We start from the raw sequence: 6,510 nt of genomic DNA, 5'->3' as shown, positions 1-6,510 counted from the left end.
TACGGCCAGCCCGCACCAGCTCAACCATCTGTTGCCGGAACTCCGGCGGATACGGTTTCCTTGTCTTGCCCATTTCCAGACACCTCCTCTCAAATCATCAGGTGTCCACGAAAACGGGTCAACTCCACCCTTTCCAGGGCGCCGGACCTCGCTTACGCTCGGCCGTTCATGCGCAACGTTGGGCGTAAAAAGATGCATGCAGCTAAGTTTAATTTAGTAACATGGCGAAATTATGAATGAGATAAATAAAGGTAATTCCTAACTATTTCGGACCAGAATTGGCTCAATTTCAGTGATGGAGACCCGCTTCATGAGCTGAAAAACAAGGGGTAAGAGGTCCTCATCACGGTGATTGAACCGGAACGAAACTTCACCCAGGTAAAGATGGAAAAATTTACGGGGCACGCCACGGTACGGATAGAGCCAATGTTTCGCATAACTCCAGAATCCCTCGATACCGTTGATGTGCGCCCGCCCCTTGGGGCGTCCACCTTCCTTGCGCACCACAATGTGGTCGCCTCGAACAGCCAACGATGCATAGGCATGCCAGTCGTCCGTATAGTACAAACTTCCAGGCCGCGTGTGTGCTCTCACCAGGCTGATAATCTCGGCTCCGCTACGGCCCTGAACCGGGAAGACCCGGACCTGTCCATTACGCTTGAGGATGCCCAGCACGATGACTTTGCCGGCCGCACCCCAACCCCGCTTGCCCGGTCTGCGCCCGCCAAACATCGTCTCATCGCATTCCACGACGCCTTCGAACGGCTCCCGGCACTGCTCCTCATAAGCGAGCACCGCCCGGATGAGACGGAAAAAGCGCTCAATGGTCGGCGGCGATGCCAAGCCCCAAAAACGAATCCTGTAGCTGGGTACCCCCAGCACAAAATACTCGACCAGCTTGCGCTTGGTAGCCGCCGGAAGACGGCTGGCATCCCAGACAGTCGTTCACGTGTAGCGCCGGCCACAGTGGCGGCACTTGAAGCGCCCGTCAGCAAGCTTCCAGGCCTGGGTATATCCGCATTCTGTACACCGTCTCATACACAGACCAGACTAGTCGATCTGGTCCGATTTGCTTAGGAATTACCTATCGTTATGCCGCAGGGTTGACATACCATATAGCATATATATGCTAATTAAGGTATGTGGGAGATATACGAGCACAGGAAGGCCGTAAAACAGCTTGGGTTGCTGCCGGTTGACGTAGCCAAACGGTATGAAAAATGGAAAGATATCATACGCATAAGTGGTCCTGATGGACTGAAGCCAATTAAGGGGTTTCACGATGAGGCGCTTCGTGGAGAGTGGAAGGGGTATCGTTCATCCCGTTTAAATATTCAGTATCGCGTCATCTATAGAATCGAGAAAGATCTTGTTCTGGTTCAAGTGGTTAACGTGACTCCGCACGAGTATCGGAGGAAGTGATATGAAAGATTATCGGAAAGCGAAAAAGTTGGTAGACGTATCTGTCGGGGAGTCGGTACGGATTCTTCGGGAGTTACAGGAAATGAGTCAGAACGAACTTTCTGAGCTTACTGGAATTCCTCAGTCCACTATCTCTGCCATTGAAAATGATCGAGTCAACCTGGGCGTGGAGAGAGCAAAGGTCCTGGCCAGGGCGCTAAAGTGTCATCCGGCCGTTCTTGTCTTCCCGGGCTGGGATGTTCGTCGAGAATCTGCGGCATAACCAATCGGCCCAGTCCGACGGGGAAGCCCACGCTGCGCGTTGTCTTGCCCGGCTTGTGCCGGACTCGGCTCGAACCTGTGAGGTCCGAATCAAATCCCTCGAACCCGCCAAACCCAAAAGGCCACCGCGATGGTGGCCTTTTGATTTGGCGCGCCCGAGAGGATTCGAACCTCTGACCTTTGGCTCCGGAGGCCAACGCTCTATCCAGCTGAGCTACGGGCGCAAACTCTGTTTGTCATCTCCTGCCGCTGCAGGTCGTTCGGTCGCCCTGGCGGGCGACGAGGCCAACGCTCCCGCCGCTGTCGCGGCTTCCCCCGCCCACTCGCGTGGCTCGCGGGCGTTCGCCTCGCGCGAAGCGGTGCTTCGCGAACTGCGCTCGGCTCACCCAGCTGAGCTACGGGCGCAAACTCTGTTTGTCATCTCCTGCCGCTGCAGGGCGTTCGGTCGCCCTGGCGGGCGACGAGGCCAACGCTGCCGCGGCTTCCCGGATTCCGCTGCGCTTCATCCGGGCTACCTCTGACCGTGCCTGTTGTATCCCGGCGCGGATGCTGGCCGTCCGGCTGACGCGACGGGCTGCCAAGCATACCTGCAATGGGGTGGACAGGTCCATGCCCGGAGGGGCCGGACCGGATAGGGGCTTCAGGCCTTGTCGTCGAACAGGGTGCCGATCATGTCGTCGACGGCCTTGATGACCTCGGCGGAGGCCTTGACCTGCAGCTCGGCGGCCTTGATGCCGACCAGCGGTTCGACCAGGGCGACCGGGTTGGGGTTTTCGGCCAGGCCGGCGCTGGCGATCTCGCTGGCGTGCTGCGTGGCCTTGGCCATGCCGCGCTGGATGCCGAGCAGGCCGATCTGGGCGGCGTTGTCGATTTTCATGGTCTCGCTCCGGGTTCAGGCAAAGAGGTCGAGGTTGTGGCCGATGGCGGCCGGGCGCGGGCCCTCGCCGTTGCGACCGAAGATTCGATCGAGGTCCGCTGGCCGCGATGTCGCCGGTGTATTGCCTTTCCGGCCCTGTTCGGCGAGTGCCTGCCGTGCTTCCAGCGCCATGCCACGGGCCCGGGCGGCGACGCTCCGGTCCTGTGTGGAAGGCTCGGTCGGGGCCAGTGCGGCGCGTTCGACAGTCTGGGCCTTTTCCAGGTCGGCACGCGGGTCGCCGGTGCGGCCGGTATCGATGTTCACTTCGCCGCCGACGGCATAGTGCTTGCCGTCGGGGCCGGTCTGGTAGTCGAAACGGGCGCCACCCCGAGCGTATCGGCCGGCAGCGGCGCGGTGCGCGGCCTCGTGCTGGCGTACTTCGCGATCCCGGGCTTTGAGTTCCTCGACCTGGCGGCGTTCGTCCTCGCTGAGTTCGTTGTCCTCGCCGCTTGCGCGGGTGCGTTCAGCCTCGCGGCGGCGGTCCTCGCCCCGCTTTTCCTCCACCTGCTGGCGGTCGCGGGTCTGGCGGGTGGCGGCATCGGTGGGTGTGGCAGGGACCACCGGGCGCGCCACGTCCTCGGCCGCCGTCTGGGTGGGTGGCCGGGGCGGTTCGCTCGGCAGGGCAACTGCCGGGGCCTGCGCCGGTTGGATGACCATGTTCGTAACCCGCCGTTTTGCAGTGGTTTTTGCAGTCCCTGCCGGTTCCTTGAGGCTGCCGGTCCGGATGGCGGCGCTGTGCGAGGTCTCCCTCATCCGGGTTAACGGCCGGCGGCGCAGGGAACTTGAGCGCCGGGGCGGCGGTTTTCGGTGGGCCGGCAGCCGGCTATACTCTGCGCCCACCGAATTCACACCTTAATTAATTTCCGGAACTGGAGATATCACCGTGACCGAATCACTGGGCAAGGCTGTCGTGAAGGGGGCGCTGGGTGCCCTGCTGCTGGGCTGGACCGCGCTGGCGGGTGCCGACGAGATGCAGGAGCAGGCGGTGCTGGAGAACATCCGTCCGGTGGGCACCGTGAAGGTGGCCGAGCAGGGCGCCGCAGATGCGGCCGCTGCGCCCAAGGCGCCGCGTGCCGGCAAGGCGATCTACGATGCTTCCTGCATGGCCTGTCATGGTACCGGCGCCGCCGGGGCGCCCAAGGTGGGCGACAAGGCCGCCTGGGGGCCGCGTGCCGATCAGGGTCTGGATACCCTGGTGTCCCATGCCGTCAACGGCATCCGTGCCATGCCGCCGAAGGGCACCTGTGCCGACTGTTCCGAAGCGGAGCTGAAGGGCGCCATCCTGTACATGCTCAAGGAGACCGGCATCGAGGTCGCCGGTGGCGTGGCGGCGGCCGCACCGGCACCGGCTGCTGCGACCGCGCCGGCACCCGCGGCCGGTGCGGATCTCGCCAAGGGGGAACAGATCGTGCAGAGCCGCTGCTTCGCCTGCCATGGCACCGGCGCCGCGGGCGCGCCCAAGGTCGGCGACAAGGCCGCCTGGGCCGATCGCATCGCCCAGGGCATGGACACCTTGGTCAAGCACGCCATCGAGGGCATTCGTGCCATGCCGCCCAAGGGCACCTGCATGGACTGTTCCGACGACGACATCAGGGCCGCGGTGGCCTACCTGGTGTCCAAGGCGAAGTAACGGCCGATCGCTCGATGATCGACAGGCCGCGCCCTCCGGGGCGCGGTTTGTTTTGGGCAGTTGCAAGAATCAAGTTGCAAGATATCAAGTCGGGTAAGGGTAACGGCGTCTGCCGTTGGCATTGCCGATGAGGACTCGGTTCCTGTAGTCCCGTACCCCGGATGCAGGCCGAAGGCCGAAATCCGGGAAGTCGGGCAGTGGCCCCGATTTGCGTGGCGTTCCCGCTTGCCGCGGCTCAGGACCCCAGCAACCCCCGCAGATTGGCGAGGTGGGCCTGGCCGCGGCTCTGGCGTTCCTCGCTGCTGACCTCGTCGCGACCCTCCCAGGTGAGATCGTCGCGCGGCAGTTCTTCGAGAAAGCGGCTGGGTTCGCTGGCCGACCATTCGCCGGCGCGCTTGCGCTTGCGGGCGAAGGTGAGGGTCAGGGTGCGCTGGGCGCGGGTGATGCCGACGTAGGCCAGCCGGCGTTCCTCTTCCAGGTTGTCCTCGTCGATGCTGGTGCGGTGCGGCAGCAGCCCTTCCTCCATGCCCACCAGAAACACGTGCGGGAACTCCAGCCCCTTGGCGGCATGCAGCGTCATCAGGTGCACGGCATCGCCGCCGGCGCCGCCCCTGTCGCGGTCGAGGATGTCCATCAGCGCCATGCGGTTCACCAGGTCGCGCAGGCTGGCCTCGCCCTCGAACTGGCTGGCGGTGTGTTCCAGCCAGCCGACCAGCTCCTCGACATTGGCCCACTTGCGTGAAGCGGCCTCGGGGTCGCGGGTGGTGTCGTCCAGCCACTGGGCATAGTCGATATCCCCCAGCAGTTCCTTGAACACGGCCACCGGATCGCCACGCTCAGCGCGATCGGCGAAGTCCACCACCCATTCCGCGAAGCTGCGCAGCCGCTTCACAGACCGCGCGCTCAGATGGCTTTCCAGCCCGATCTCGAAGCAGGCCGCGAGCAGGCTGATGCCGCGCTCGCCGGCATAGGCGCCCAGCCCCTCCAGAGTCGTGGCACCGATCTCGCGGCGCGGGGTGTTGACCACGCGCAGGAAGGCGCGGTCGTCGTCCTCGTTGACCAGCAGCCGCAGGTAGGCGACCAGGTCCTTGACCTCGGTGTACTCGAAGAAGGAGGTGCCGCCGCTCAGGTGATAGGGGATGCGATGCTCGCGCAGCACCTTCTCGAAGGGGCGCGACTGGTGATTGCCGCGGTAGAGGATGGCGAAGTCGCCGTCGCGCGCGCCCTGGGTGAAGCGCCGGTGCAGGATCTCGGACACCACCTTTTCCGCCTCGGCCTCCGGATCCCTGCAGGGCAGGACGCGGATGGGTTCGCCGTAGCCGAGTTCGCTCCACAGCCGCTTCTCGAACAGGTGCGGGTTGTTGGCGATGAGCTGGTTGGCGCACTTGAGGATGCAGCCGCTGGAGCGGTAGTTCTGTTCCAGCTTGATGACTTCCAGCCGCGGATAGTCCTCCTGCAGCCGGCGCAGGTTCTCCGGGCGCGCGCCGCGCCAGGTGTAGATGGACTGGTCGTCGTCGCCGACCGCGGTGAAGTGACCGAGCCGGCCGACCAGCAGCCGCACCAGCTCGTACTGGGCGCCGTTGGTGTCCTGGTACTCGTCCACCAGCAGATGGCGGATGCGGTTCTGCCAGTGTTCGCGTGCCTCGGCATCGCTGGCGAGCAGCGTCACCGGCGCGAGGATGAGGTCGTCGAAGTCGAAGGCATTGTAGGCCTTGAGGCTGCGCTGGTACTCGACATAGAGCTGGGCCGCGGCCACGGCGAAGGGCTCGCTGGCGCTGGCCAGTGCCGTCTCCGGGTCGATGCAGTCGTTCTTCCAGTCCGAGATCTGCCAGCGGGCGCGGTCCGGGTCGAGGCTGATGCGCGCCTTGCGCACCAGTTCGTTGACCAGGTGGCTGCTGTCCTGGGCATCGAAAATGGAAAAGCCGGCCTTGAAGCCCAGCCGGGCGTGTTCGCGGCGAAGGATGTTCAGGCCCAGGGTGTGGAAGGTGGATACGGTCAGGCCGCGCCCCGCACGCCCGTCCAGCAGCCTGCCGACCCTTTCCCGCATCTCCCGCGCGGCCTTGTTGGTGAAGGTCACGGCCACGATATGGCGGGCCGACAGGCCGCATTCGCCGATCAGGTGGGCGATCTTGTGGGTGATGACGCGGGTCTTGCCGCTGCCGGCGCCGGCCAGCACCAGCAGCGGACCGTCGACATGGCGCACGGCGGCGCGCTGGGCGGGGTTCAGCTTCGACACAGGGACGGGGCTCGTGGGCGGGGTGCTGCGGGCATGGGCCGTTCA

7 protein-coding genes and 1 tRNA gene are annotated in these 6,510 nt (G+C 64.3%); 3 read left to right on the top strand and 5 right to left on the bottom strand.

Annotated features, from left to right (window positions below; all coding sequences use genetic code 11):
• Positions 1-258: 258 nt before the first annotated feature.
• Positions 259-843, bottom strand: a complete 585-nt coding sequence (locus tag MVF76_RS01020; RefSeq protein ID WP_297526774.1) for an IS1595 family transposase — start codon at positions 841-843, stop codon at positions 259-261.
• 297 nt (positions 844-1,140) lie between these two features.
• Here MVF76_RS01020 and MVF76_RS01015 point away from each other — a divergent pair, with 297 nt between their 5' ends.
• Positions 1,141-1,422: a type II toxin-antitoxin system RelE/ParE family toxin gene (locus MVF76_RS01015; protein ID WP_297526772.1), complete on the top strand. Its 282-nt coding sequence runs from the start codon at positions 1,141-1,143 to the stop codon at positions 1,420-1,422.
• Position 1,423: 1 nt separating this feature from the next.
• Positions 1,424-1,684, top strand: a complete 261-nt coding sequence (locus MVF76_RS01010) for a helix-turn-helix transcriptional regulator (RefSeq protein WP_317622908.1) — start codon at positions 1,424-1,426, stop codon at positions 1,682-1,684.
• Between the two features lie 146 nt (positions 1,685-1,830).
• Here MVF76_RS01010 and MVF76_RS01005 read toward each other — a convergent pair.
• From MVF76_RS01005 to MVF76_RS00995, 3 genes are all read right to left on the bottom strand, one after another.
• Positions 1,831-1,907, bottom strand: a tRNA-Arg gene (locus MVF76_RS01005).
• Positions 1,908-2,323: 416 nt separating this feature from the next.
• Complete coding sequence (locus MVF76_RS01000; protein ID WP_297526770.1) at positions 2,324-2,560, bottom strand: hypothetical protein; 237 nt, start codon at positions 2,558-2,560, stop codon at positions 2,324-2,326.
• A gap of 15 nt (positions 2,561-2,575) precedes the next feature.
• On the bottom strand, positions 2,576-3,256 hold the full coding sequence (locus MVF76_RS00995; RefSeq protein ID WP_297526768.1) for a putative metalloprotease CJM1_0395 family protein: 681 nt from the start codon (positions 3,254-3,256) through the stop codon (positions 2,576-2,578).
• A gap of 226 nt (positions 3,257-3,482) precedes the next feature.
• Between MVF76_RS00995 and MVF76_RS00990 the strand changes: the two genes are divergently transcribed.
• The gene (locus tag MVF76_RS00990) at positions 3,483-4,229 is read left to right on the top strand and encodes a c-type cytochrome (protein WP_297526766.1); all 747 of its coding nucleotides are present in this window, start codon (positions 3,483-3,485) and stop codon (positions 4,227-4,229) included.
• 235 nt (positions 4,230-4,464) lie between these two features.
• Here MVF76_RS00990 and rep read toward each other — a convergent pair whose 3' ends face one another.
• Positions 4,465-6,465 carry a DNA helicase Rep gene (gene rep / locus MVF76_RS00985; protein WP_297526764.1) on the bottom strand — a complete coding sequence of 667 codons (2,001 nt, stop codon included), beginning with the start codon at positions 6,463-6,465 and terminating at the stop codon, positions 4,465-4,467.
• Positions 6,466-6,510: the final 45 nt, after the last annotated feature.

Source organism: Thiohalobacter sp., from assembly GCF_027000115.1.
Classification (GTDB): domain Bacteria; phylum Pseudomonadota; class Gammaproteobacteria; order Thiohalobacterales; family Thiohalobacteraceae; genus JALTON01.
The sequence above is the reverse complement of the archived record's forward strand: the minus strand, read 5'-3'. Positions and strand labels throughout refer to the sequence as shown.

Bases quoted from the DNA above. Each gene is read 5' to 3' on its own strand.
- MVF76_RS00995 (WP_297526768.1), bottom strand. From the start codon at position 3,256: ATGGTCATCCAACCGGCGCAGGCCCCGGCAGTTGCCCTGCCGAGCGAA.
- MVF76_RS01010 (WP_317622908.1), top strand. From the start codon at position 1,424: ATGAAAGATTATCGGAAAGCGAAAAAGTTGGTAGACGTATCTGTCGGG.
- MVF76_RS01000 (WP_297526770.1), bottom strand. From the start codon at position 2,560: ATGAAAATCGACAACGCCGCCCAGATCGGCCTGCTCGGCATCCAGCGC.
- MVF76_RS01015 (WP_297526772.1), top strand. From the start codon at position 1,141: ATGTGGGAGATATACGAGCACAGGAAGGCCGTAAAACAGCTTGGGTTG.